This is a genomic window from Pseudomonas sp. AC252, from assembly GCF_979258105.1.
The window spans coordinates 4,821,768-4,845,847 of record NZ_OZ409837.1; the positions used below are offsets into that span (position 1 = coordinate 4,821,768).

Sequence of the window (24,080 nt, forward strand, 5' to 3'; positions counted from 1 at the left end):
TGCTCGCGAAAGCGCTGTGTCAGCCGCTACACATGTTGGATGTGCCGGCCTCTTCGCGAGCAAGCCCGCTCCCACAGGATTCAGCGGTAGGGACTGGAGCGCATGAATCTTTCAGGTCCCTTCATCAAACGCCCCGTGGCGACCATGCTGCTGTCCCTGGCCATCATGTTGCTCGGCGGTGTCAGCTTCGGTCTGTTGCCTGTATCGCCGCTGCCGCAGATGGATTTCCCGGTGATTGTCGTCCAGGCCAGTCTGCCGGGCGCCAGTCCGGAGGTGATGGCTTCGACGGTGGCGACGCCGCTGGAGCGTTCGTTCGGTGCGATTGCCGGCGTCAACACCATGAGCAGCCGCTCCAGTCAGGGTTCGACGCGGGTCATTCTGCAGTTTGATCTCGACCGCGACATCAACGGCGCGGCGCGGGAAGTGCAGGCGGCGATCAATGCTTCGCGCAATCTGCTGCCAAGCGGGATGCGCAGCATGCCGACCTATAAAAAGGTCAACCCGTCGCAGGCGCCGATCATGGTGCTGTCGCTGACCTCGGACGTGCTGGAAAAAGGTCAACTCTACGATCTGGCCTCGACCATCCTCTCGCAAAGCCTGTCGCAGGTGCAGGGCGTCGGTGAAGTGCAGATCGGTGGCAGTTCGCTGCCGGCGGTGCGCATCGAGCTCGAACCGCAGGCCCTGAACCAGTACGGCGTGGCTCTCGACGATGTGCGCAAGACCATTGCCGACGCCAACGTGCGCCGACCCAAGGGCTCGGTCGAGGATGGCCAGCGTCTGTGGCAGATCCAGGCCAACGACCAGCTCGAGAAAGCCAAGGATTACGAGTCGCTGATCATTCACTACGCCGACGGCGCCGCATTGCGTCTCAAGGATGTGGCGAAAGTCAGCGATGGCGTTGAAGACCGTTACAACAGCGGTTTCTTCAACGACGACGCGGCGGTATTGCTGGTGATCAACCGTCAGGCGGGCGCCAACATCATCGAGACGGTCAACGAGATCAAGGCGCAGTTGCCGGCGCTGCAAGCGGTGCTGCCGGCCAGCGTCAAACTCAATCTGGCCATGGACCGATCGCCGGTAATCAAGGCCACGCTGCATGAAGCCGAGATGACCTTGCTGATCGCCGTCGCCCTGGTGGTACTGGTGGTCTACCTGTTTCTCGGTAACTTCCGCGCCTCGCTGATCCCGACCCTGGCGGTGCCAGTGTCGCTGGTCGGCACCTTTGCGGTGATGTACCTGTACGGGTTCTCGCTGAACAACCTGTCGCTGATGGCGCTGATCCTGGCCACCGGTCTGGTGGTGGATGACGCCATCGTGGTGCTGGAAAACATTTCCCGGCATATCGACGAAGGCGTTAAACCGATGCAGGCGGCGTACCTCGGGGCCAAGGAAGTCGGCTTTACCCTGCTGTCGATGAACGTCTCGCTGGTGGCGGTGTTCCTCTCGATTCTGTTCATGGGCGGGCTGGTCGAGAGTCTATTCCGCGAGTTTTCCATCACCCTGGCGGCGGCGATCGTGGTGTCGCTGGTGGTTTCCCTGACACTGACGCCAATGCTCTGCGCGCGCTGGCTCAAACCACACACGCCGGGCCAGGAAAACCGCCTGCAACGCTGGAGCCACAAAACCAACGATTGGATGGTCGGCAAATACGCCACCAGCCTCGACTGGGTGTTGCGTCATCGGCGGCTGACCTTGTTCAGCCTGCTGCTCACCGTTGGCGTCAACGTTGCGCTCTACGTGGTGGTGCCGAAAACCTTCCTGCCGCAGCAGGACACCGGCCAGTTGATCGGTTTCGTGCGTGGCGATGACGGTCTGTCGTTCAACGTCATGCAGCCGAAAATGGAAACCTTCCGCCGCGCCGTGCTCAAGGACGAAGCGGTGGAAAGCGTGGCCGGGTTCATCGGCGGCAACAACGGCACCAACAACGCCTTCATGATCGTGCGGCTGAAGCCGATCAAGGAACGCCAACTGTCGGCACAGAAAGTCATCGAGCGCTTGCGCAAGGAAATGCCCAAGGTCCCCGGTGCACAGTTGATGCTGATGGCCGACCAGGACCTGCAATTTGGCGGCGGCCGCGAACAGACCAGTTCGCAGTACACCTACATCCTGCAAAGCGGTGACCTCGCCGAGCTGCGCAAGTGGTTTCCGAAAGTGGTCAGCGCGTTGCGTGCCTTGCCCGAGCTGACCGCCATCGATGCCCGCGAAGGTGCCGGGGCGCAGCAGGTGACACTGATTGTCGACCGCGATCAGGCCAAACGCCTGGGGGTCGACATGAACATGGTCACCGCCGTGCTCAACAACGCTTACAGCCAGCGGCAGATTTCGACGATCTACGACAGCCTCAACCAGTATCAGGTGGTGATGGAGGTCAATCCGAAATACGCCCAGGATCCGGTGACGCTCAAGCAGGTCGAGGTGATTACCGCTGACGGCGCGCGAGTGCCGCTGTCGACGTTTGCCCATTACGAAAACAGCCTGGAAAACGACCGGGTCAGTCATGAAGGCCAGTTTGCGTCCGAAAGCATTTCCTTTGATATGGCCGAAGGCGTGACCGTGGAGCAGGGCAGTGCCGCCATCGAACGGGCGATCGCCAAGGTCGGCCTGCCGGAGGACGTGATTGCGAAAATGGCCGGCACCGCTGACGCCTTCGCCGCGACGCAGAAGAGCCAGCCGTTCATGATCCTCGGTGCGCTGCTCGCCGTGTATCTGGTGCTCGGCGTGCTGTATGAAAGCTACATTCACCCGCTGACCATTCTTTCGACCTTGCCCTCGGCCGGGGTTGGCGCGTTGCTGTCGATTTATGCACTGGGCGGCGAGTTCAGCCTGATTTCCCTGCTGGGGATATTCCTGCTGATCGGCGTGGTGAAGAAAAACGCCATCCTGATGATCGATCTGGCGCTGCAACTGGAGCGGCATGAGGGCCTGTCGCCGCTGGAGTCTATCCGCAGCGCCTGCCTGCAACGCCTGCGACCGATTCTGATGACCACGCTGGCGGCGATCCTCGGCGCCTTGCCGCTGCTGCTCGGCCGCGCCGAGGGTGCGGAAATGCGCCAGCCGCTGGGCCTGACCATCATTGGCGGCCTGGTGTTCAGCCAGGTCCTGACCCTTTACACCACCCCGGTGGTTTACCTTTATCTCGACAAGCTGCGCCATCGTTTCAATAAATGGCGCGGCGTGCGCACTGATGCCGCTCTGGAAACTCCGCTATGACTGACCGTTCGCTTATCCAATTGGCCACCGCGCGCGGCTCGCGCCTGTTGAGCCTGTCACTGTGCGTAGCGCTGCTCAGCGCTTGCGCTGTCGGTCCGGACTATCAGCGCCCGCAAACTGCCGAAATCGTTCAGTTCAAGGAAGCCGAGGGCTGGCGTCAGGCCAATCCCAGCGACTCGCTGGCCCGTGGCGCCTGGTGGGAGTTGTACGGCGACCAACAGCTAAACGCCTTGATCGAGAAACTCAACAGCGCCAACCAGACCGTTGCCCAGTCCGAAGCGCAGTTCCGCCAGGCGCAGGCGCTGGTGCGCAGTGCGCGCGGGGCGTTTTACCCCAGTGTCGACCTGAGTCTGGGCAAGAACCGCTCCAGTCAGGGCACCGGCAGCAGCAGCTCGAGCCTGAGCAGTTCCTCAAGCGGTATTCGTGATACCTACACCGCGCAACTGGGCGTCAGTTGGGAAGCGGACGTGTGGGGCAAACTGCGCCGTGGGCTGGAGGCTGATGAGGCCAACGCGCAGGCGAGTTTTGCCGATCTGGCGGCGATGCGTCTGAGTCAGCAATCGGAGCTGGTGCAGAACTATCTGCAACTGCGGGTTATTGATCAGCAGAAGCGTTTGCTTGAGGCCACCGTCGCTGCTTATGAGCGTTCGCTGAAAATGACCCAGAACCAGTACCGCGCCGGGGTTTCCGGGCGCGATGCGGTGGCGCAGGCGCAAACCCAGTTGAAAAGCACCCAGGCCGATCTGGTCGACCTGATCTGGCAGCGCGCCCAGTTTGAAAACGCCATCGCCGTGCTCACTGGCGAAGCACCGGCGAACTTCAGCATCGCCGAAAGCGAGAGCATCCCGAAGCTGCCGCAAGTGCCGCTGAGCTTGCCTTCGCAATTGCTGGAGCGCCGTCCCGACATCGCTTCGGCCGAGCGCTCGGTGATCGCCGCCAATGCCAATGTCGGCGTGGCGAAAGCCGCGTATTACCCGGACCTGACCCTCAGTCTGAGCGGCGGCTACAGCAGTAGCACGTCAAAGAATTTGATCAGTCTGCCGAACCGTTTCTGGTCGGTCGGCCCTCAGCTGTCGTTGCCGCTGTTCGACGGCGGCATTCGTTCGGCCGAGGTCGATCGCAGCGAAGCGGCCTATGACGAAACCGTCGCCCGCTACCGCCAGACCGTGCTCGATGGATTCCGCGAAGTGGAAAACTACCTGGTCCAGCTCAAGGTGTATGAAGACGAAGCTGCGGTGCGCCAGGAAGCGCTGGACGCCGCCCGCGATTCCCTGCGTCTGACGGAAAACCAGTACAAGGCCGGGCTGATCGCTTATATCGATGTGGTAGTGGTGCAGGCCACGGCGCTGAGCAATGAGCGCAGCGTGCTGAATATTCTGCAGAACCGGTTGATTGCCAGTGTGCAGCTGATCGCCGCACTGGGCGGCGGTTGGGACGGCCAACTCGACGTCAGCGACAACCGCTGAACCTGAGGGAGCGCGCCTGCTTGCGAAAGCGGTTGACCAGGCAACTTCGATGGTGCTTGTGCCGACGCTTTCGCGAGCAAGCCCGCTCCCACAGGGATTCGCGTTGCACTGGAGATCGTTGATTTGCCCCCGATCCATTGTGGGAGCGAGCTTGCTCGCGAAAGCGGTGGATCAGTCGAGCGAGATGTTGAATGTGCCGACGCCTTCGCGAGCAAGCCCGCTCCCACAAGGGATTCGCGTTCGAATGATGATGGGTGGCTGGACGCTGAAAATTGAGGGAGCGAGCCTGCCCGCGAAAGCGGTGGATCAGTCGAGGGAGATGTTGAATGTGCCGACGCTTTCGCGAGCAAGCCCGCTCCCACAAGGGATTCGCGTTCGGAGAATGATGGGTGGCTGAACGCTCCCACAGGGGATTTGTGGGCGGCTTGAGATCGCTTGCCGAAGGTGGCTTAAAGCCCACCGCAGAGCCTTGTAGGACGATCGAACAAGCGTTTCATCGGCTTGATGGCAATTTGGTTACTTTGTCAGTGCGTTCTTCCGCGCAATCAGTACAATCGCCGCATTTGCCCGACCGAGAATGGAAGCAGTACGGTTTCGGCTTGTCACGAGAACCTCCATGCTCATCGGCAGCTACTCCTTCACCCTGGTTTTCATATCGTTGTGCGTGGCGATCCTCGCTTCCTACACGGCGCTCGACCTGACCGGGCGCATCGCCACGGCGAAAGGCCGGGCCGTGCATTTCTGGACGGCGGGCGGGGCGTTTGCGATGGGCGTTGGCGTCTGGTCAATGCACTTCATCGGCATGCTCGCCTTCAAATTGCCGATCGACCTGGGTTACGACTTCGCCCTGACCGCGTTGTCGCTGCTGATCGCGGTGCTGTCCTGCGGCTTTGCTTTATGGCTTGTCAGCCAGCCGAAACTGCCCCTGGCGCAACTGGCCTTCGGTGCACTGATCATGGGGTCAGGCATCAGCGCCATGCATTACACCGGCATGGCCGCGCTGCGCATGACTCCCGGCATCGATTACGACCCTACGCTGTTCAGCGCCTCCCTGCTGATCGCAGTCGGAGCTTCGGCAGCAGCGTTGTGGATTGCCTTTCGCCTGCGCCAGCAATCGCCCTATGTGCGGCTGATTCGCGCTGGCGCGGCGGTGATCATGGGCATGGCGATTGTCGGCATGCACTACACCGGCATGGCCGCTGCGCAGTTTCCTGACGGCAGTTTCTGCGGCGCGACGCTCAATGGCTTGAAGGGCAACGGCCTCGATAGTCTGGTAGTAGTGACCACGCTGGCGGTGCTGTCGATCGCCTTGTTGACCTCGATTCTCGACGCTCGCCTCGAAGCGCGCACCGCCGATCTGGCGCACTCGTTGACCGTGGCCAATCGCGAACTCACCCAACTGGCCTTGCACGATCCGCTGACCAGTCTGCCTAATCGCATGTTGCTCGACGACCGCATCAATCAGGCGATCAAAAAGGTTGAGGAGCAGGGCGGCTGCTTCGCCTTGATGTTCATCGACCTCGACGGCTTCAAACCGGTCAACGATGCGTTCGGCCATCACATGGGCGACCAATTGCTGCGCGAGGTCGGTATTCGTCTGCGTGAAGACTTGCGCAGCCAGGACACACTCGCACGGATCGGCGGCGATGAATTCGTTCTGCTGGTGCGTTTGAGCGAGCCCAATGACGCCTTGAGCCTGGCCGCGCGTCAGGTTGGTCTGATCGGCCGCACCTTCCGCGTCGCCGAACATGACCTGCAGATTTCCGCCAGCGTCGGCATCGCGCTGTATCCGGGCAACGGCGACAACGCCCAAGAGCTGCTGATGAACGCCGACGCCGCGATGTACCACGCCAAGGGCGGCGGCAAGAACGGCTACAGCTTCTTCGATGCGTCGATGAACACCAACGCGCGCAAACAACTGCAACTGTTGCAGGACCTGCGCGCGGCCATTGAGCACAACCAGTTCTGCCTGCATTACCAGCCCAAATTCGACGCCGCCAATGGCCGTCCGGTCGGTGCCGAAGCGCTGTTGCGCTGGAAGCATCCGCTGCACGGCATGTTGATGCCGGACAAGTTCATTGATCTGGCGGAGAAAACCGGGCTGATCATTCCGATGGGCGAATGGGTGCTCAACGAAGCCTGCCGGCAGATGCGCGAATGGTACGTGCTCGGTTACACCGACTGGCGCATCGCCGTGAACCTCTCGGCCTTGCAGTTCTGCCATGCCGGGCTGGTGCAAAGCGTGGCCAAGGCCTTGGCGACTCATCATCTGCCGGCCAACAGCCTGACGCTCGAAATCACCGAAACCACGGCGATGAGCGACGCCGATGCGAGCATGACCGTGCTGCAAGAGCTGTCGGACATGGGCGTCGACCTGTCGATCGACGACTTCGGCACCGGTTATTCCAGCCTGATGTACCTCAAGCGCTTGCCGGCCAATGAGCTGAAGATCGATCGCGGTTTCGTCCGTGATCTGGAACATGACAGCGATGATGCGGCGATCGTCTCGGCGATTGTCGCGCTGGGGCAGGCCCTGGACTTGCGGATTGTCGCCGAGGGTGTCGAGACCGGCGCGCAACAGGATTTCCTGACCAAACTGGGCTGTGATTCGCTGCAGGGCTATCTGCTTGGCCACCCGATGCCGGCGGAGCGCTTCATGCAGGACATCGTGCGCGGGCAACGGCTGGCGGTGGTCTGAGAGACCCTGTGGGAGCGAGCTTGCTCGCGAAGGCGCCCGGATAGGCGCCACATGCAAAACCCGCCAATCGCAGTTATTCTTCCCCCGACTGTTACGTGTGCACGTGGGGGAAGGCCAGCATGGATAAAGTCATTGTCATCACCGGTGGCGGGCGCGGAATCGGCGCGGCTACGGCATTGCTGGCAGCCGAACAGGGCTACCGGATCTGCATCAACTACCAGTCGGATGAGCAAGCCGCACACAGCGTACTCGAGCAGGTTCGCGCCTTGGGCGCTCAGGCCATCGCGGTTCGCGCCGATGTCAGTATCGAAGACGAAGTGATCGCGATGTTTCAGCGCGTCGACAATGAACTGGGCCGGGTTACCGCGCTGGTCAACAATGCCGGCACCGTGGGGCAAAAGTCGCGGGTCGATGAAATGTCCGAGTTCCGCATCCTCAAAATCATGAAAACCAACGTGCTGGCGCCGATCCTCTGTGCCAAGCACGCGATCCTGCGCATGTCGCCCAAACACGGCGGGCAGGGCGGCAGCATCGTCAACGTATCCTCGGTCGCGGCTCGCCTCGGTTCGCCGAACGAGTACGTTGATTACGCCGCGTCCAAAGGGGCGCTCGATACGTTCACCATCGGCCTGTCGAAAGAAGTCGCGGGCGAGGGCATTCGCGTGAATGCCGTGCGTCCGGGCTACATCTATACCGACTTCCATGCCCTGAGCGGCGACCCGGATCGGGTCAGCAAGCTCGAGTCGGCGATACCCATGGCCCGCGGCGGGCGGCCGGATGAAGTAGCGGAGGCGATTGTCTGGTTGCTGTCGGACAAGGCTTCGTATGCGACCGGGACGTTTGTTGATTTGGGGGGTGGGCGGTAGGGCTTTGAGCTTTTTGTCGTTAATACCGGCCTCTTCGCGAGCAAGCTCGCTCCCACAGTTGATTTGTGAATACAGACCCCATGTGGGAGCGAGCCTGCTCGCGAAGGGGCCAGTGCAGGCAACCTCTGTTTATCAGAACGACCGCACAATCCGCCCCAAAGTCTCCATGGCCTTTTCCGATTCCTCGGTCCACGGGCTACCGTAATTCAAGCGAATGCAATTTCTGAAACGCTGGGTCGGCGAGAATATCGGCCCCGGCGCGATGCTGATGCCTTGTGCCAATGCCATTTGAAACAATTTCAGCGAGTCCATCTGCTCCGGCAATTCCAGCCATAGAAAATAGCCGCCCGCCGGCTGGCTGACGCGGGTCTGCGCCGGAAAATACCGAGCAATCGCCGCGAGCATCGCGCTCTGTTGTTCTTCCAGGGCATAACGCAGTTTGCGCAGATGCCGATCGTAGCCGCCGTGTTGCAGATAATCGGCAATCGCCGCTTGCGCCGGCATCGAAGCGCACAGCGAGGTCATCAGCTTCAGTCGCTCGATCTTCTGCGCGAAACGCCCGGCCGCCACCCAGCCGATGCGATAACCGGGCGCGAGACTTTTGGCGAACGAGCCGCAATGCATGACCAGGCCTTCGGTGTCGAAGGCCTTGGCCGGTTTTGGCGCGTGCTGGCCGTAGTAGAGTTCGGCGTAGACGTCGTCCTCGATCAACGGCACCTGATGCTGACGCAGCAGTTCGACCAGTTCCTGTTTCTTCGCCTCGGGCACGGTCGCGCCCATCGGATTCTGGAAACTGGTCATGCACCAGCAGGCCTTGATCGGATGACGTTCCAGAGTTTGCGCGAGCACGCCGAGGTCGATGCCGTCACGCGGATGCACGGGGATTTCCACGGCTTTGAGCTTCAGCCGCTCGAGCACTTGCAGGCAGGCATAAAACGCCGGAGCCTCGATGGCCACCAGATCACCGGGCTCGGTCACCGCTTGCAGGCACAGGTTCAGCGCTTCGAGGGCGCCGTTGGTGATCAGTAGCTCTTCCATCGGCAGCATCAGCCCGCCGACCATGTAGCGCAGGGCAATCTGCCGACGCAGTTGGGGGTTGCCCGGCGACATGTCGGTGACGACCATGCGCGGATCCATCTCCCGCGCGGCGCTGGCCAAGGAACGCGACAGACGTTGCAGGGGGAACAGCGTCGGGCTGGGGAAGGCCGAGCCGAACGGCACGGTGTTAGGGTCTTTGATCGAATCGAGGACCGAGAACACCAGTTCGCTGACGTCAACCTCGGTGGATTCGTTGACTTGGCTGCTGATCACCGGCTCGGAGAATGCGCTCGGCGTGTGGGCGTTGACGAAGTAACCGGAGCGCGGCCGGGCGCGGATCAGACCGCGACGTTCGAGCAGGTAATAGGCCTGGAATACTGTCGACGGACTGACCCCGTAAGTCTGGCTGGCATAGCGCACCGACGGCACCCGCTGGCCGGGGCCGAGAACGCCGGAGCGGATCAGTTCAGCGATGTCGTCGGCGAATTTTTCGTAGCGTTTCATGGTGGATCCGAATGGGGTCTATAAGGAATCGCGTCGCCTCCATTCGCGAGCAGGCTCGCTCCCACAACGACCGCGATTTCCTGTGGGAGCGAGCCTGCTCGCGAATGAAAGCACCGCAGTTTAAGGGCAATCAGCGATTCATCGGCGCGACAAACCGGCTCTTCGCCACGCTGTATACCTGCGGCTCGTCACTGTCTTCAACCCTGAAACTCAACGTCTGCGAACTGCTCGTAGGGCGCTCGGTGGTCATCGCCACCGACACCGGCACATCGACAATCTCCCCGGGCGCCAGGCTCAGTGCCGTTTTGCCCTGCAACTCAAACCCGTCGCCATCCACCAGACTCAACCGGTAATCCTGCCGTTGCTGAGTCTTGTTGATCACTTTGAGCGAATAAATATTCTCGATCTGCCCCTGGGCGTTCTCACGAAACAGCCCGCGATCCTTGGTCACGTCCAGCGACACCATCGGCCGCTCGATCAATGCCAGTGCCAACGCGCCGATCATCACCAACAACACCGCCGTATAGTCAATCAAACGCGGGCGCAGCAGATGCGTTTTGCCACTTTGTAATTCGCGCTCGGAACTGTAGCGGATCAGGCCGCGCGGGTAATGCATTTTGTCCATGATCGAATCACAAGCATCGATGCAGGCTGCGCAGCCGATGCATTCCATTTGCAAACCATCGCGGATATCGATGCCAGTCGGGCAGACCTGCACGCACAATTGGCAGTCGATGCAATCGCCCAGGCCGGCTTCGACCGGGCGCACGTCACGCTTGCGCGGACCCCGGTTTTCGCCGCGGCCGGCGTCGTAGGCAATGGTCAGCGTGTCCTTGTCGAACATCACACTCTGGAACCGCGCATACGGGCACATGTGCATGCACACCGCCTCACGCAGCCAACCGGCGTTGATGTAGGTGGCGGCAGCGAAGAACAGCACCCAGAACAAACTGACCCCACCTATCTGCAGGGTCAGCAGCTCTTCAGAGAGCGGCCGGATCGGCGTGAAGTAGCCGACGAAGGTCAGGCCGGTGATCACGCTGATTGCCAGCCATAAGGTGTGCTTGGCGGCACGGCGTGCCAGTTTGTTCAGGCTCCAGGGGGCGGCTTGCAGTTTGATGCGCTGGTTGCGCTCGCCTTCGGTGACCTTTTCGCACCACATGAAGATCCACGTCCACGAACTCTGCGGACAGGTGTAACCGCACCAGACGCGACCCGCGAACACAGTAATGGCAAAGAGTCCGAACGCGGCGATGATCAGCAGCGCCGAGAGCAGAATGAAATCCTGCGGCCAGAACGTCGCGCCAAAGATGTGGAATTTGCTTTCCGCCAGATCCCACAGTACCGCCTGCCGACCGCCCCAGTTAAGCCACACGGTGCCGAAGAACAGCACGAACAGAACGCCGGTGCCGCTCATGCGCAAGTTGCGGAACAGGCCGGTAAAGCTGCGGGTGTGAATCTGCTTGTCAGTGGATCCGCTGGTCGCTTTCAGTGGGCGCGCGGGTACGCTTTTTATCGTTGGCGATGTTTCTACGGTTCGGACGGGGATTTGCTCGCTCATGGTCGTTCGCTCATCAGCCTCCATCAGGCCCGATGCACTATGAGCGCCCATCTGTTTGCAGAACAGACTCAGGTTTGGCAATAAAAAGCGGATCAGATGAGGTTTGGCGAAATGCCTGCGACAACTTGAAGCAACCTGCCAGGCAAGGCGCAGACGCCTATTGCAGGCGTCTGCGTCGGGTGTTGATCGAGATCAATCAAACCACCGAATCACTGTCATCGGCCTTCAGATGTTTGCGCCCGTCCTTGGCCCCGGCCACGGTCAAGGCATCCGCTTCTGCTTCGGTGATGTAGGTGCGTTTGCCTTCGATGTCCACGTACGACATGGCTTTGTCGCTATCGGTCATGACTTCCAGGGTGTCGCAGATGCGGATTTCCTCGCCATGTTCGACTGTGAAAAAACACACTTTCTGCTCGGGGTTGGATTCATCGATTCGAACGGGCATGGCGGCAGTCCTTTTTCCGGTTGGGTCTGCATATTAGGAAGCGCAGAGCGCCGTTCGTTCTGCGCAACCGATTAATGGTCGCTGTTGTCCATCGCTTATCAAGCCAATAACAAGGGAGGCACGATGGAAGACTGGTGGGATGAAGTGTGGGCCACGATGCAAGCCGAATTTGCCGACATCGGCGACGCTTCGCAAATGACCCGGATCACCGTACGTCTGGTGATGGCGGCGATTCTCGGTGGGATTCTTGGTTTCGAGCGCGAACATAAAGGCAAGGCAGCGGGCGTGCGCACGCACATGCTGGTGGCGCTGGGCGCGGCGTTGTTTGTATTGGTGCCACAGACCTCGGGGGCGGAATCCGATGCGATGAGTCGCGTGCTGCAGGGTGTGATTGCCGGGATCGGCTTTCTCGGCGCCGGGACCATTCTGAAAAATCAGCAGGGCGACGAAGCTCACGTCAAAGGCCTGACCACGGCGGCAGGGTTATGGATGACGGCGGCGATCGGTGTGGCAGCGGGGCTGGGCAAGGAAGCGACGGCGTTGCTCAGTACCATTCTGGCGTTGGCGATTTTCAGTGTGATGCCGTACGTGGTGAGAGTGTTCGAAAAGGACGTCGACAAGAACGACCACCTCTGACTCAGCGCCAACTGATGATCGTTCCCACGCTCCGCGTGGGAATGCCTCAACGGACGCTGCGCGTTCGGCTCTGGATGGGACGCAGAGCGTCCCGGGCTGCATTCCCACGCGGAGCATGGGAACGATCAGGGCTCAGACTATGACCGGCGGCATCGTGCTCGGTGGCTCTTCTTTCGGTGGTGGCGTGGTGCCGGGCGGCTCTTGCTCCGGAACTGCCGGCGGCTCGGTCTCCGGCAGGGTGGGTTTGTCGATGTTCGGATCGGGCGTTTCCGCCGGGATCGGGATGCTCATCAGGTGACCTCCGTATGGCACATGGCGTGGGACGTGCTTAAGTGAGTTGACCCGGCGACGACAAATTCGATCCGCAGGTTTGTCTTGTTAATTTCATCTGAACTTTTCCCCGCGCCGGTTGCTCGGAACCTAGGTGAGTTCATGACAGGGCCGGCGCTTTGTCGCGAATACTGTTCTGGCACAAGAGCGTCCTTGGGGCGTTAAGGAGAGATGCTCAATGACTGCTGAAAGACCTTCAGAGCTGAGTTACAACCCGCACATGCCGCTGTCGCAGGCATTGCTGCTGCCACGTATCGTCATCGAAAATACCATGCCGACCCTGGATGGCGGGCAGTTTGCCGTCAAATCGATTGCCGGGCGCGAGGTGGTAGTGACCAGCAAAGTCTTTGCGGACGGCCATGACAAGCTCGCCGTGCGCATTCGCTGGCGCGAGGAAGGCCAGGAAACCTGGCAGACCGAAGTCATGTCCGATCAGGGTAACAACACCTGGCAAGGCCGGTTCCGCCCAGAAGAGCAGGGCCGCTACCTGTATTGCATTGAAGCGTGGATTGATCATTTCGCCAGCTTCCAGTACGAACTGGAAAAGAAGCACAGCGCGGCGGTGCCGGTTTCTCTGGAACTGCAGGAAGGCCGGACGATGGTGCAACAGGCCGCCGAACGCAGCGAAGGTCAGCTCAGCGAGCAGCTCGCCGCGCTGCACCACGAACTGTCCGGCCTGCTCGAAACCGAACAGGTCGCGTTGTTTCTGCACTCGCGCAGTGCCGAGCTGATGGCCCAGGCCGATCATCGCGCCTACCTCAGCATCAGCGCCGAATTCCCCATGGACGTCGAGCGCGAACTCGCCGAGTTCGCCAGTTGGTATGAGCTGTTTCCGCGCTCGATCACCGACGATCCCCAGCGTCACGGCACCTTTAACGACGTGCACTCGCGTCTGCCGATGATTCAGGACATGGGTTTCGACGTGCTGTATTTCACGCCGATTCACCCCATCGGCCGCGCCCACCGCAAGGGCCGCAACAATTCCCTGACGGCCGGCCCGGATGATCCCGGCAGTCCGTACGCGATCGGCAGCGAGGAGGGTGGTCACGAGGCGATTCACTCGCAGCTCGGCACCCGTGAAGATTTCCGCCGCCTGGTGGCTGCGGCAGCCGATCATGGCCTGGAAATCGCTCTCGATTTCGCCATTCAGTGCTCCCAGGACCATCCGTGGCTCAAGGAGCATCCGGGCTGGTTCAACTGGCGCCCGGACGGCACGATCAAATACGCCGAGAACCCGCCGAAGAAATACCAGGACATCGTCAATGTCGATTTTTACGCGCCGGATGCGATTCCGAGCCTGTGGGTCGAGTTGCGTGACATCGTCGTCGGCTGGGTCAAGGAAGGCGTGAAAATCTTTCGCGTCGACAACCCGCACACCAAGCCGCTGCCGTTCTGGCAATGGCTGATCGCCGACGTGCGCACGCTGTATCCGGAAGTGATTTTCCTCGCTGAGGCCTTCACCACGCCGGCGATGATGGCGCGTCTGGGCAAGGTCGGGTATTCGCAGAGCTACACCTATTTCACCTGGCGCAACACCAAGGCCGAGCTGGCGGAATATTTCACCGAGCTGAATCAGTCGCCGTGGCGCGAATGCTACCGGCCGAATTTCTTCGTCAATACCCCGGACATCAACCCGGCGTTTTTGCATGAGTCGGGGCGTCCCGGTTTCCTCATCCGTGCTGCATTGGCAACGATGGGCTCGGGTCTGTGGGGCATGTATTCCGGCTTCGAATTGTGCGAATCGGCGCCGGTGCCGGGCAAAGAGGAATACCTGGATTCGGAGAAGTACGAAATCCGCGTCCGCGATTTCACCGCGCCCGGCAACATCATCGCCGAGATCGCCCAGCTCAACCGCATCCGCCGGCAGAATCCGGCGCTGCACACGCATCTGGGGCTAAAAATCTACAACGCCTGGAACGACAACATTCTGTACTTCGGCAAGCGCAGCGCCGATGGCAGCAATTTCATTCTGGTCGCGGTCAGCCTCGATCCGCATAACGTGCAGGAAGCGAATTTCGAACTGCCGCTGTGGGAAATGGGCCTACCGGACGACGCGACTACCCATGGCGAAGATTTGATGAACGGCCACCGCTGGGACTGGCACGGCAAATATCAGTTCATGCGCATCGAACCTCCGTATCAGCCGTTCGGGATTTGGCGGATTTCAGCTTCGTAACATTTGCACCGCCTCCGTGGCGAGGGGATTTATCCCCGTTGGGGCGCGCAGCGGCCCCTTTTTCAAGCTGCACCGCGTTATCAATTTGCGACTGCTGCGCAGCCGAACGGGGTAAATCCCCTTGCCACAGGGGCTCACCACTGCGAGTCCCTCGGTGTATCAGAGAATTTTTCAGGAGTTCCACATGGCGAAGAAACCCAAGGCAGCCGCCTTCATCAAAGACCCGCTCTGGTACAAGGACGCGGTGATCTATCAGGTTCACGTCAAATCGTTTTTCGACTCCAACAATGACGGGATCGGCGACTTTCCCGGGCTTATCGCCAAACTCGATTACATTGCCGACCTCGGCGTCAACACCATCTGGCTGCTGCCGTTCTATCCCTCGCCACGTCGCGACGACGGTTACGACATCGCCGAATACCGTGGCGTGCACAGCGACTACGGAACCATGGCCGACGCCAAACGCTTCATTGCCGAGGCGCACAAGCGCGGGCTGCGGGTGATCACCGAGCTGGTCATCAACCACACGTCTGACCAGCACCCATGGTTCCAGCGTGCGCGCAAGGCCAAGCCGGGTTCGGCGGCGCGGGATTTCTACGTCTGGTCCGATGACGACCAGAAATACGACGGCACGCGGATCATCTTCCTCGACACCGAAAAATCCAACTGGACTTGGGATCCGGTCGCCGGTCAGTACTTCTGGCACCGCTTCTACTCGCACCAGCCGGATCTGAACTTTGACAACCCGCAAGTGATGAAAGCCGTGTTGTCGGTGATGCGTTACTGGCTGGACATGGGCATCGACGGCCTGCGCCTCGACGCGATTCCGTACCTGATCGAGCGCGACGGCACCAACAACGAAAACCTGCCGGAGACTCACGACGTCCTCAAGCAGATCCGTGCCGAGATCGACGCCAACTATCCCGACCGCATGCTGCTGGCCGAGGCCAATCAGTGGCCGGAAGACACTCAGCTGTACTTCGGCGACACCGATGCTGCCGGGGTGAATGGCGACGAATGCCACATGGCGTTCCACTTCCCGCTGATGCCGCGCATGTACATGGCGTTGGCTCAGGAAGATCGCTTCCCGATTACCGACATTCTCCGTCAGACCCCGGAAATTCCGGCGAATTGCCAGTGGGCAATTTTTCTGCGCAACCACGATGAGCTGACCCTGGAAATGGTCACCGACCGCGAGCGCGATTACCTGTGGAACTACTACGCGGCTGACCGTCGCGCGCGGATCAACCTCGGTATTCGCCGCCGTCTCGCACCGTTGATGGAACGCGATCGTCGCCGCATCGAACTGCTCAACAGCCTGCTGCTATCGATGCCTGGCACGCCGACCCTGTATTACGGTGACGAAATCGGCATGGGCGACAATATCTACCTCGGCGACCGCGACGGCGTGCGTACGCCGATGCAGTGGTCGATCGACCGCAACGGCGGTTTCTCCCGCGCCGATCCGGCCAGTCTGGTACTGCCGCCGATCATGGACCCGCAGTATGGCTATCAGTCGGTCAACGTCGAAACCCAGTCCGGCGATCCGCATTCGCTGTTGAACTGGACGCGGCGCCTGCTGGCCGTGCGCAAGCAATCGAAAGCGTTCGGCCGTGGCACGTTGAAAATGCTCTCGCCGGCCAACCGTCGCGTGCTGGCTTATACCCGCGAATACACCGATGTCGATGGCAAGCACGAAATCATCCTGTGCGTGGCCAACGTCTCGCGAAGTGCGCAAGCAGTGGAGCTGGATCTGTCGGCGTACGTCGGCATGGTGCCGGTGGAAATGCTCGGCGGTAACGCGTTCCCGCCGATCGGTCAGTTGAATTTCCTTCTGACCCTGGCGCCCTATGGCTTCTATTGGTTCGCACTGGCGGCGGAAAACCAGATGCCGAGCTGGCACGTCGAGCCGGCGCAGAGCCTGCCGGACTTCACCACGCTGGTACTGAAAAAACGCATGGAAGAGCTGCTCGAAGCACCGTCGCGTACGACGCTGGAGCAAAGCATCCTGCCGAGCTGGCTGCAGAACCGTCGCTGGTTCGCCGGCAAGGACGCGGCGATCGAAAAGGTCAATCTGGCTTACGGCGTGCGCTTCGGCGACGTCCAGCATCCAGTGCTGCTCAGCGAAATCGAAGTCACCAGCGGTGGCCAGACCAACCGTTATCAACTGCCGTTCGGCTTCATTGCCGAAGACCATGTCGGCCCGCCGTTGCCGCAGCAATTGGCGCTATCGCGTGTACGCCGTGTGCGTCAGGTCGGTCTGATTACCGATGCGTTCAGCCTGGAGACTTTCGTCCGCGCCGTTCTGCAAGGCATGCAGAACAACACCGTACTGGAATCGATCGAAGGCGAAATCCGCTTCGAACAGACAGATCATCTGGAAAAACTCGGCCTCGGCGCCGAGTCGGATGTGCGCTACCTGTCGGCCGAGCAATCGAACAGCTCCGTGGTTGTCGGCAACAGCCTGGTGCTTAAGCTGATACGCAAAGTCGCTTCTGGCGTACACCCGGAACTGGAGATGAGCGCTTACCTGACCGAGGCCGGGTTTGCCAATATCTCACCACTGCTCGGTTCGGTGATTCGCCGCGACGCGCAGGGTGAAGACAACCTCCTGATGATCGCCCAGGGTTACCTGAGCAATCAGGGCGACGCATGGGAATGGACGCAGAACAACCTGGAACGGGCGCTGCGCGATGAACTGGCCGACGCCATGTCCGAACAGGAGCAGCATTACAACGCGCTCGGCGAGCTGAAGGACTTCGCCGGCATGCTCGGCCAGCGTCTGGGCGAGATGCATCAGGTGCTCGCTGCGCCAACCGACAACGCCGACTTCGCGCCGCAAGTGTCGTCGAGCAAGGACATGGCCGCGACGGCCAAGGATGTCACCGCCCAGGTCGAACATGCCTTGAAACTGCTCAAGCAGCATCAAGGCGAGTTGAACGCGGCGGACCAGAAACTGGTCAAGCGTCTGCTCGACGAGAAGAAAACCATTCTTGCCCATGTGCAGGATCTGGCGAAGAAAGCCACTGGCGGCTTGCGCATCCGGGTGCATGGCGACTTGCATTTGGGTCAGGTGCTGGTGATCAAGGGCGATGCCTACTTGATTGACTTCGAGGGCGAACCGGCACGGCCGTTGAGTGAGCGTCGCGGCAAGCACAGCCCGTACAAGGATGTCAGCGGTGTACTGCGTTCGTTCGATTACGCAGCGGCGATGACCATCAATGTGCACAACGTCGACAACAGCGTCGAAGCTGAAGCGGCGCGTAAACGTGTCGCCGAGCGTTATCTGCGCGAAGCACGCGAGGCATTTGTCCAGGCATACCGCGAGGCAGCAGCTAGTCTTGAGCATGCCTGGCAGGATCCTCAGGGTGCGGACGCCGCGCTGGCGTTGTTCGGCCTGGAAAAAGCCGCTTATGAAGTGGCCTACGAGGCGGAAAACCGCCCAACGTGGCTGCCCGTGCCATTGCACGGCTTGTATGGATTATTGACTGGGCTTAAACCCTTTTCCGATCTTGGTGGAGAGTAGTCATGAGTTTCTCGAACAAGGAACAGGGTGTGGTAAAGGAAGCATTGTTACCCTCGGCGCGCGACATCGATGCTTTGGTGCGCGCTGAACATCAGGACCCGTTTTCCATTCTCGGCCCGCACGGCGATGGCGCTGGTGGGCAGTTCATCCGCGCTTATCTGCCCGGTGCGCTGAGCGTCGCGGTGCTGGACAAGGACAGCGGCGAAGAGCTTGGCCCGCTGGAGATGACCGAGACGCCGGGGCTGTTTGTCGGCCATTTCGATCAGGCCCGACTGTACCTGTTGCGCACGCGCTGGGCCGGCGGCGAGCAGGTTGCCGAAGATCCGTACAGCTTTGGCCAGCTGCTGGGCGAAATGGATTTGTATCTGTTCGCCGAAGGCAATCACCGTGACCTCAGCGCTTGCCTCGGTGCACAGCTGAAAACCGTTGATGGCGTTGACGGCGTGCGCTTTGCCGTGTGGGCGCCGAATGCCCGCCGTGTCTCGGTGGTCGGCGATTTCAACGTCTGGGACGGTCGTCGTCACCCAATGCGGCTGCGCCATCCTTCGGGCGTGTGGGAGTTGTTCATTCCTCGCCTGCAAGCGGGGGAGTTGTACAAGTACGAAATCCTCGGCGCTCACGGGATTCTGCCGCTCAAGGCCGACCCGATGGCGCTGGCCACCAGCCTGCCACCGGACACCGCCTCGAAAGTCGCCTCGCCGTTGCAAATCGACTGGCAGGATCACGAGTGGATGAATTCCCGTCAGAATCGCCAGCAGCGCTCCAAGCCTCTGTCGATCTACGAGTTGCACGCCGGCTCGTGGCAGTGCGAGCTGGATGATCTCGGCGAGGTTGCGCGCCAGTACACCTGGCCGGAACTGGCCGAGCGGCTGATTCCTTATGTCAAAGAGCTGGGCTTCACCCACATCGAACTGATGCCGATCATGGAGCACCCGTTCGGTGGTTCCTGGGGCTATCAATTGCTCTCGCAGTTCGCGCCGAGCGCGCGTTACGGCACGCCGGATCAGTTCGCCGCGTTCGTCAACGCCTGTCACCAGGCCGACATCGGCGTGATCCTCGACTGGGTGCCGGCGCATTTCCCCACCGATACCCACGGCCTGGCCCAGTTCGACGGCACCGCGCTGTACGAGTACGGCAATCCGCTGGAAGGCTTCCATCAGGATTGGGACACGCTGATCTACAACCTTGGTCGCACCGAAGTGCACGGTTACATGCTGGCCTCGGCGCTGCACTGGCTGAAACACTTCCATATCGATGGCCTGCGTGTCGATGCCGTGGCGTCGATGCTGTATCGCGACTATTCGCGCAAGGCTGGCGAATGGGTGCCGAACCGCCACGGCGGTCGGGAGAACCTCGAGGCTATCGACTTTCTGCGTCATTTGAACGACGTGGTTGAACTGGAAGCGCCGGGTGCGCTGGTGATCGCCGAAGAATCCACTGCGTGGCCGGGCGTTAGCCAAAGCACCCAGCAGGGCGGCCTCGGGTTCTCCTACAAATGGAACATGGGCTGGATGCACGACTCGCTGCACTACATCCAGCAGGATCCGGTGTACCGCGCCCATCACCACAATGAGCTGAGTTTTGGTCTGGTTTACGCTTGGTCGGAGCGTTTCATCCTGCCGATCTCCCACGACGAAGTGGTGCACGGCAAGCACTCGCTGATCGACAAGATGCCCGGCGATCGCTGGCAGAAGTTCGCCAACCTGCGCGCCTATCTGAGCTTCATGTGGACTCATCCGGGCAAGAAGCTGTTGTTCATGGGCTGCGAATTTGGCCAGTGGCGCGAGTGGAACCACGATCAGCAACTGGACTGGTACCTGTTGCAGTATTCCGAGCACAAAGGCGTGCAGAAACTGGTTGGCGATCTCAACCGCCTGTATCGCGAAGAGCCGGCGTTGCACGATCAGGATGATGCGCCGCAGGGCTTCCAATGGTTGATTGGCGATGATGCGATCAACAGCGTTTATGCGTGGCTGCGCTGGAGCAAGGACGGCTCGCCAGTATTGGTGGTCGCCAACTTCACGCCGGTACCGCGCCAGTCGTATCGCGTCGGTGTGCCGTTCGCCGGGCGCTGGACCGAACTGTTCAACAGCGACGCGGACATTTATGCCGGCTCAAACTATGGCAATGGCGGCGGGGCATTGACCGATGAGGTACCGAGTCATGGTCAATCGTTGTCGCTGGAGCTGAATCTGCCGCCGTTGGCGGTGTTGATTCTCAAGCCGCAGGGCTGATCCAGGAACAGTAAAACTGTGGGAGCGGGCTTGCCCGCGAAGAGGCCGCCATATTCAGCATTTTTGTTGACTGACACGCCGCCATCGCTGGCAAGCCAGCTCCCACAGGATTTTCGGTAGTCTGGAGATCACCAGCGCATCCGCACGCCGAGGCTGCCAATGATGCCGTTCAGATCATTGTCATCCACATCGCTGCTGTAATCGGCGCTCATGTACAGGCTCACTGCCGGCGTGACCCGCGCCACCAGTCCCAGTCCCAATTCCACTGTTGAAGACTTGCGGCTGCTGCTGATCTTGTCGACCTGATCCAGCGTCAACGTGCTGCCGCTGTAGACGGTGTGCCAAAGGTTGGTGCGCACGTAGGGTTCCACCGGTAAGCCATTCAAGTCATAACTGCCCTTCAACCGCGCACCGACGCGGCCGCTCCACGCGGTCAGGTCGGACGAAGCGGCGTTGCCCGAGCCGGCATAAGGCGCATCAAGGCTGATCCGCTGGTTGATCAGTTGCGCCTGCGGTTCAACCACCCAGTTCTCGCTCAGGCCGATCGGATAACCGCCCTCGACCGAAAATGTCATTGCACTGCCTTCGGTGGCCTGACGATTACCTTGCGCAGTGCGACTGAAACCGCTGACCCGACCGCCGCTGGCCGAGACGTCTACGTGCCAGCCCTGCGCGCCGATCAGGCTGTAATAGGCGCCCAGGTTCTGGCCTTGCAAATTCAAGCGGCCAGTGTTTAGGGCGGAGAGGGTGCGTCGGGTCAGTACGCCATCGGCACTCATCTGAATCTGATTGTCGCCGCCGATCAGGCCAACGGTCTGGGTAGCGCCATTACCGCTTTTCAGCGTAACCACCGCCGGGCCTTTGTACTCGCCGCCGGGCATCGCATAACCGGAGGACAGCGCATCAGTCTGCGCGCGCCGGGCGCTCCTGCCGTACAGCTCATCCCATGCGGAGGGCGCAAGATCTTCAGTGATCAGGCGCGAACTCTGGTGACTCAGCGGCAGCGGCCCGGGCGTTATCACGGTCACCGGCAAGGTCATCACCGGCACATCGGCGCGATACCACGTGGATTCATCCGCCGCAGACTCCGCATGCGCCTCCATGGACGAGCACAGCAACAGCGAACCTGACACTGTGCAAAGGGTGATTTTCAGTTCGTGTGGGGTCAGTGAAGTTTTCATGGAGGTCTACCTTGCAAGCGCATGCGTCATCTCGGGTCTGGCGTCTCTCCTACCCCGAACGAGGGGCGACCGAATAGAGCGGGGCGAACCGCGGCTGCTCGATTTCGCGAGTGCCGGAAGGTCAGCCCCAGTAAGTGTTTCCGGGGGTAGTAAGGTAGAGATAAGAAGAGCGACGCCTGCGCGTCAAGAAAATGCGCGATGAATGGCGGGCTTAAATCAGTCTTCGCAAGCGTTTGTTTTTCTGAACATAACTAAGTGGTTGTTTGCATGGAAAAACGCTTGCGAAGTATTCATATGACGGTTTTTTGCCGCCGACGAAAGGTCATTCCTACCGGTAGTTACCGGAAGGACATGCCATGTAGTTGCTGTCAAAAACGCAGCTACAGGTGCACCTCAACTGCTAACGGCAAGTGATCCGAAAGATGCGTCCACGGTTTGTTGCCGAGAATTTTTGGATCATGGCTGCTGGCATTGCGCAGATAGATCCGGTCAAGTCTCAACAAGGGAAACCGCGCCGGATAAGTTTTCGCTGGGCGCCCATGATGGCGCTCGAAAGCCTCGTGCAAATAATCGCGACGGGCGAGGGCGGCGTTGCCCTGCAACTGCCAGTCATTGAAATCGCCAGCGATGATCACCGGCGCATCGTCCGGCAGGGATTCGAGCAACTGGCAGAGCAGTTGCAACTGCAATTGCCGATGGCTTTCCAGCAGACTCAAATGCACACAGATCGCATGCACCTCGTCATGTCCAGGCACATCGAGTATGCAGTGCAACAGCCCGCGCCGTTCTGGGCCAGTGATCGAGACGTCGAGGTTGCGGTATTCGCGAATCGGGTATTTCGACAGCAGCGCGTTGCCATGATGACCGTCGGGATAAACGGCATTGCGCCCGTAGGCAAAATCGCTCCACATACTGTCGGCAAGAAATTCGTATTGCGAGGTCTGCGGCCAGTCGTTGTAGCGACTCGAATGGCGTTCGTGTTCACCCACCACTTCCTGCAGAAACACCAGATCGGCCGAGGTACTGCGCATCGCTTCGCGCAGCTCCGGGAGGACGAAGCGCCGATTCAGTGCGGTGAAGCCCTTGTGGGTGTTGACCGTGAGTACCCGCAGGCGATGAATGACTGGCGCGTCGACCGCTTGACGCTTGGGATCGCTGGACACGTTCACTCCTCTGAATTGGGCCATGCCTGTTCATGCGACTGGTTTGAGGGGGTGGCAGTTCCTTACAGAAATGTTTGATCGTACACAGGACTCTGTGGGAGCTGGCTTGCCAGCGATGGGGCCAAATCAGCAGTATCTCTGTTGCCTGATACACCGCTATCGCTGGCAAGCCAGCTCCCACAGGGTTTCACGGTGTCAGAGGTCTTTGGCGTTCAGAAGAAGACGATTTCATACGGCAGGCGCATCCGTTCCAGCAGCACCGGTGGCAGCAGCGGGGCGATGCCGATGGCCGGTTCGCCTTTGAGCTGGCTGGCGTAAGCGTGGGTGGCATGGCTCTTGCGCGCGACTGTCCAGGTGTCGAGACGCAGCTTGCGCGCACGCTCCCAGGGAATCATTTGCTGCTCGCGCTCCGGCCAGTGCCAGGCCCACACTGGCACATCGTGATAGGTCGCGCCGGCCTTCTGCGCCGCATCGAAACTGGCCCGGCCGACCACTTCATGGTCCGCTGGACCATCCTTGCGCCAAGTGCTGAACACTACGTCGCCCGGGCGCAGGTAACGCCCGATGAATTCGGTCAGTTGGCTTTGCTGATCGCTCAGCGCGTTGTCGGTAAAACCGCCGCGCACCCATTTCAGGCTGTGCATGGGCAGGCCGAGACGGCGCAGGGCTTCGACGCTTTCCTGCGGGCGGAATACGCTCAGGCGTTGCTCCGACCATTGCCGCGAGCCGGGGTGGCTGGCGCTGCCGTCAGTAATCGAGAGCAATTGCAGAGGATGACCGAGGCTGGATAGCAGCTGCAGCAAGCCGCCGCAGGTGACGACTTCATCGCCCGGATGCGGGGCGATCACCACGGCGCGGGCGCCGGCGGGAACCAGACTGTGGGTGTTGATGACGGGAATATTGTCTAGTTGCGGCGCGCTGTTCCAGATCTGGGCTGGCAGGCCGTGTTCGTTGAGCAATGACGGTTTCATGAGTGCGACGTCCTTGTGGTGTCTCGCCCTCAGTCGTGAGCAGCCGAGGCTGTCGCGGCCCGTGAAGGCAAATGA

The 24,080-nt window shown here is 60.5% G+C and carries 15 protein-coding genes; 8 read left to right on the top strand and 7 right to left on the bottom strand.

Going from position 1 to position 24,080, the window contains the following annotated elements; all coding sequences use genetic code 11:
- Nucleotides 1-102: 102 nt before the first annotated feature.
- The 4 genes from ACZZZ4_RS22140 (at nt 103) to ACZZZ4_RS22155 (ending at nt 8,240) form a co-directional block, all read left to right on the top strand.
- Nucleotides 103-3,210: an efflux RND transporter permease subunit gene (locus ACZZZ4_RS22140; protein WP_415762554.1), complete on the top strand. Its 3,108-nt coding sequence runs from the start codon at nt 103-105 to the stop codon at nt 3,208-3,210.
- Nucleotides 3,207-4,676 carry an efflux transporter outer membrane subunit gene (locus tag ACZZZ4_RS22145; protein ID WP_415762553.1) on the top strand — a complete coding sequence of 490 codons (1,470 nt, stop codon included), beginning with the start codon at nt 3,207-3,209 and terminating at the stop codon, nt 4,674-4,676. The genes ACZZZ4_RS22140 and ACZZZ4_RS22145 overlap by 4 nt, the downstream gene beginning before the upstream one ends.
- Nucleotides 4,677-5,292: 616 nt before the next feature.
- Nucleotides 5,293-7,374, top strand: coding sequence for a putative bifunctional diguanylate cyclase/phosphodiesterase (locus ACZZZ4_RS22150; protein ID WP_415762552.1), 2,082 nt, complete (start codon nt 5,293-5,295; stop codon nt 7,372-7,374).
- A 119-nt stretch (nt 7,375-7,493) separates the two neighbouring features.
- On the top strand, nt 7,494-8,240 hold the full coding sequence (locus ACZZZ4_RS22155; RefSeq protein WP_130887336.1) for an SDR family oxidoreductase: 747 nt from the start codon (nt 7,494-7,496) through the stop codon (nt 8,238-8,240).
- A 132-nt stretch (nt 8,241-8,372) separates the two neighbouring features.
- Here the strand turns inward: ACZZZ4_RS22155 and mapR are convergent, their stop codons facing one another.
- From mapR to ACZZZ4_RS22170, 3 genes are all read right to left on the bottom strand, one after another.
- A complete protein-coding gene (gene mapR, locus ACZZZ4_RS22160; protein WP_463548779.1) occupies nt 8,373-9,782 on the bottom strand; it encodes a GntR family transcriptional regulator MpaR in 1,410 nt (469 codons plus the stop codon).
- Between the two features lie 130 nt (nt 9,783-9,912).
- Nucleotides 9,913-11,343 carry a cytochrome c oxidase accessory protein CcoG gene (gene ccoG, locus ACZZZ4_RS22165; RefSeq protein ID WP_463548780.1) on the bottom strand — a complete coding sequence of 477 codons (1,431 nt, stop codon included), beginning with the start codon at nt 11,341-11,343 and terminating at the stop codon, nt 9,913-9,915.
- A 196-nt stretch (nt 11,344-11,539) separates the two neighbouring features.
- Nucleotides 11,540-11,788, bottom strand: coding sequence for a DUF3203 family protein (locus ACZZZ4_RS22170; protein ID WP_129998671.1), 249 nt, complete (start codon nt 11,786-11,788; stop codon nt 11,540-11,542).
- A 123-nt stretch (nt 11,789-11,911) separates the two neighbouring features.
- Between ACZZZ4_RS22170 and ACZZZ4_RS22175 the strand changes: the two genes are divergently transcribed.
- Nucleotides 11,912-12,424 (top strand): MgtC/SapB family protein, encoded by a 513-nt coding sequence (locus tag ACZZZ4_RS22175; protein WP_016774631.1) that lies wholly within the window; start codon nt 11,912-11,914, stop codon nt 12,422-12,424.
- A gap of 132 nt (nt 12,425-12,556) precedes the next feature.
- Here ACZZZ4_RS22175 and ACZZZ4_RS22180 read toward each other — a convergent pair whose 3' ends face one another.
- A complete protein-coding gene (locus ACZZZ4_RS22180) occupies nt 12,557-12,715 on the bottom strand; it encodes a hypothetical protein (RefSeq protein ID WP_165368403.1) in 159 nt (52 codons plus the stop codon).
- Between the two features lie 217 nt (nt 12,716-12,932).
- On the opposite strand from ACZZZ4_RS22180, the gene ACZZZ4_RS22185 reads away from it, so the two are divergent.
- The 3 genes from ACZZZ4_RS22185 (at nt 12,933) to glgB (ending at nt 20,690) form a co-directional block, all read left to right on the top strand.
- Nucleotides 12,933-14,930: an alpha-1,4-glucan--maltose-1-phosphate maltosyltransferase gene (locus ACZZZ4_RS22185; protein WP_463548781.1), complete on the top strand. Its 1,998-nt coding sequence runs from the start codon at nt 12,933-12,935 to the stop codon at nt 14,928-14,930.
- Nucleotides 14,931-15,114: 184 nt separating this feature from the next.
- Entirely contained in the window at nt 15,115-18,456 is a 3,342-nt protein-coding gene (gene treS, locus ACZZZ4_RS22190; protein WP_039760468.1) for a maltose alpha-D-glucosyltransferase, read from the top strand.
- Nucleotides 18,457-18,458: 2 nt separating this feature from the next.
- Entirely contained in the window at nt 18,459-20,690 is a 2,232-nt protein-coding gene (glgB, locus tag ACZZZ4_RS22195) for a 1,4-alpha-glucan branching protein GlgB (RefSeq protein WP_463548782.1), read from the top strand.
- Nucleotides 20,691-20,818: 128 nt separating this feature from the next.
- Here glgB and ACZZZ4_RS22200 read toward each other — a convergent pair whose 3' ends face one another.
- The 3 genes from ACZZZ4_RS22200 to ACZZZ4_RS22210 form a co-directional block, all read right to left on the bottom strand.
- A complete protein-coding gene (locus ACZZZ4_RS22200) occupies nt 20,819-21,871 on the bottom strand; it encodes an autotransporter domain-containing protein (RefSeq protein ID WP_463548783.1) in 1,053 nt (350 codons plus the stop codon).
- A 380-nt stretch (nt 21,872-22,251) separates the two neighbouring features.
- The gene (locus ACZZZ4_RS22205; protein WP_463548784.1) at nt 22,252-23,034 is read right to left on the bottom strand and encodes an endonuclease/exonuclease/phosphatase family protein; all 783 of its coding nucleotides are present in this window, start codon (nt 23,032-23,034) and stop codon (nt 22,252-22,254) included.
- A gap of 212 nt (nt 23,035-23,246) precedes the next feature.
- The gene (locus tag ACZZZ4_RS22210; RefSeq protein ID WP_039760473.1) at nt 23,247-24,005 is read right to left on the bottom strand and encodes a PIG-L deacetylase family protein; all 759 of its coding nucleotides are present in this window, start codon (nt 24,003-24,005) and stop codon (nt 23,247-23,249) included.
- Nucleotides 24,006-24,080 lie beyond the last annotated feature (75 nt).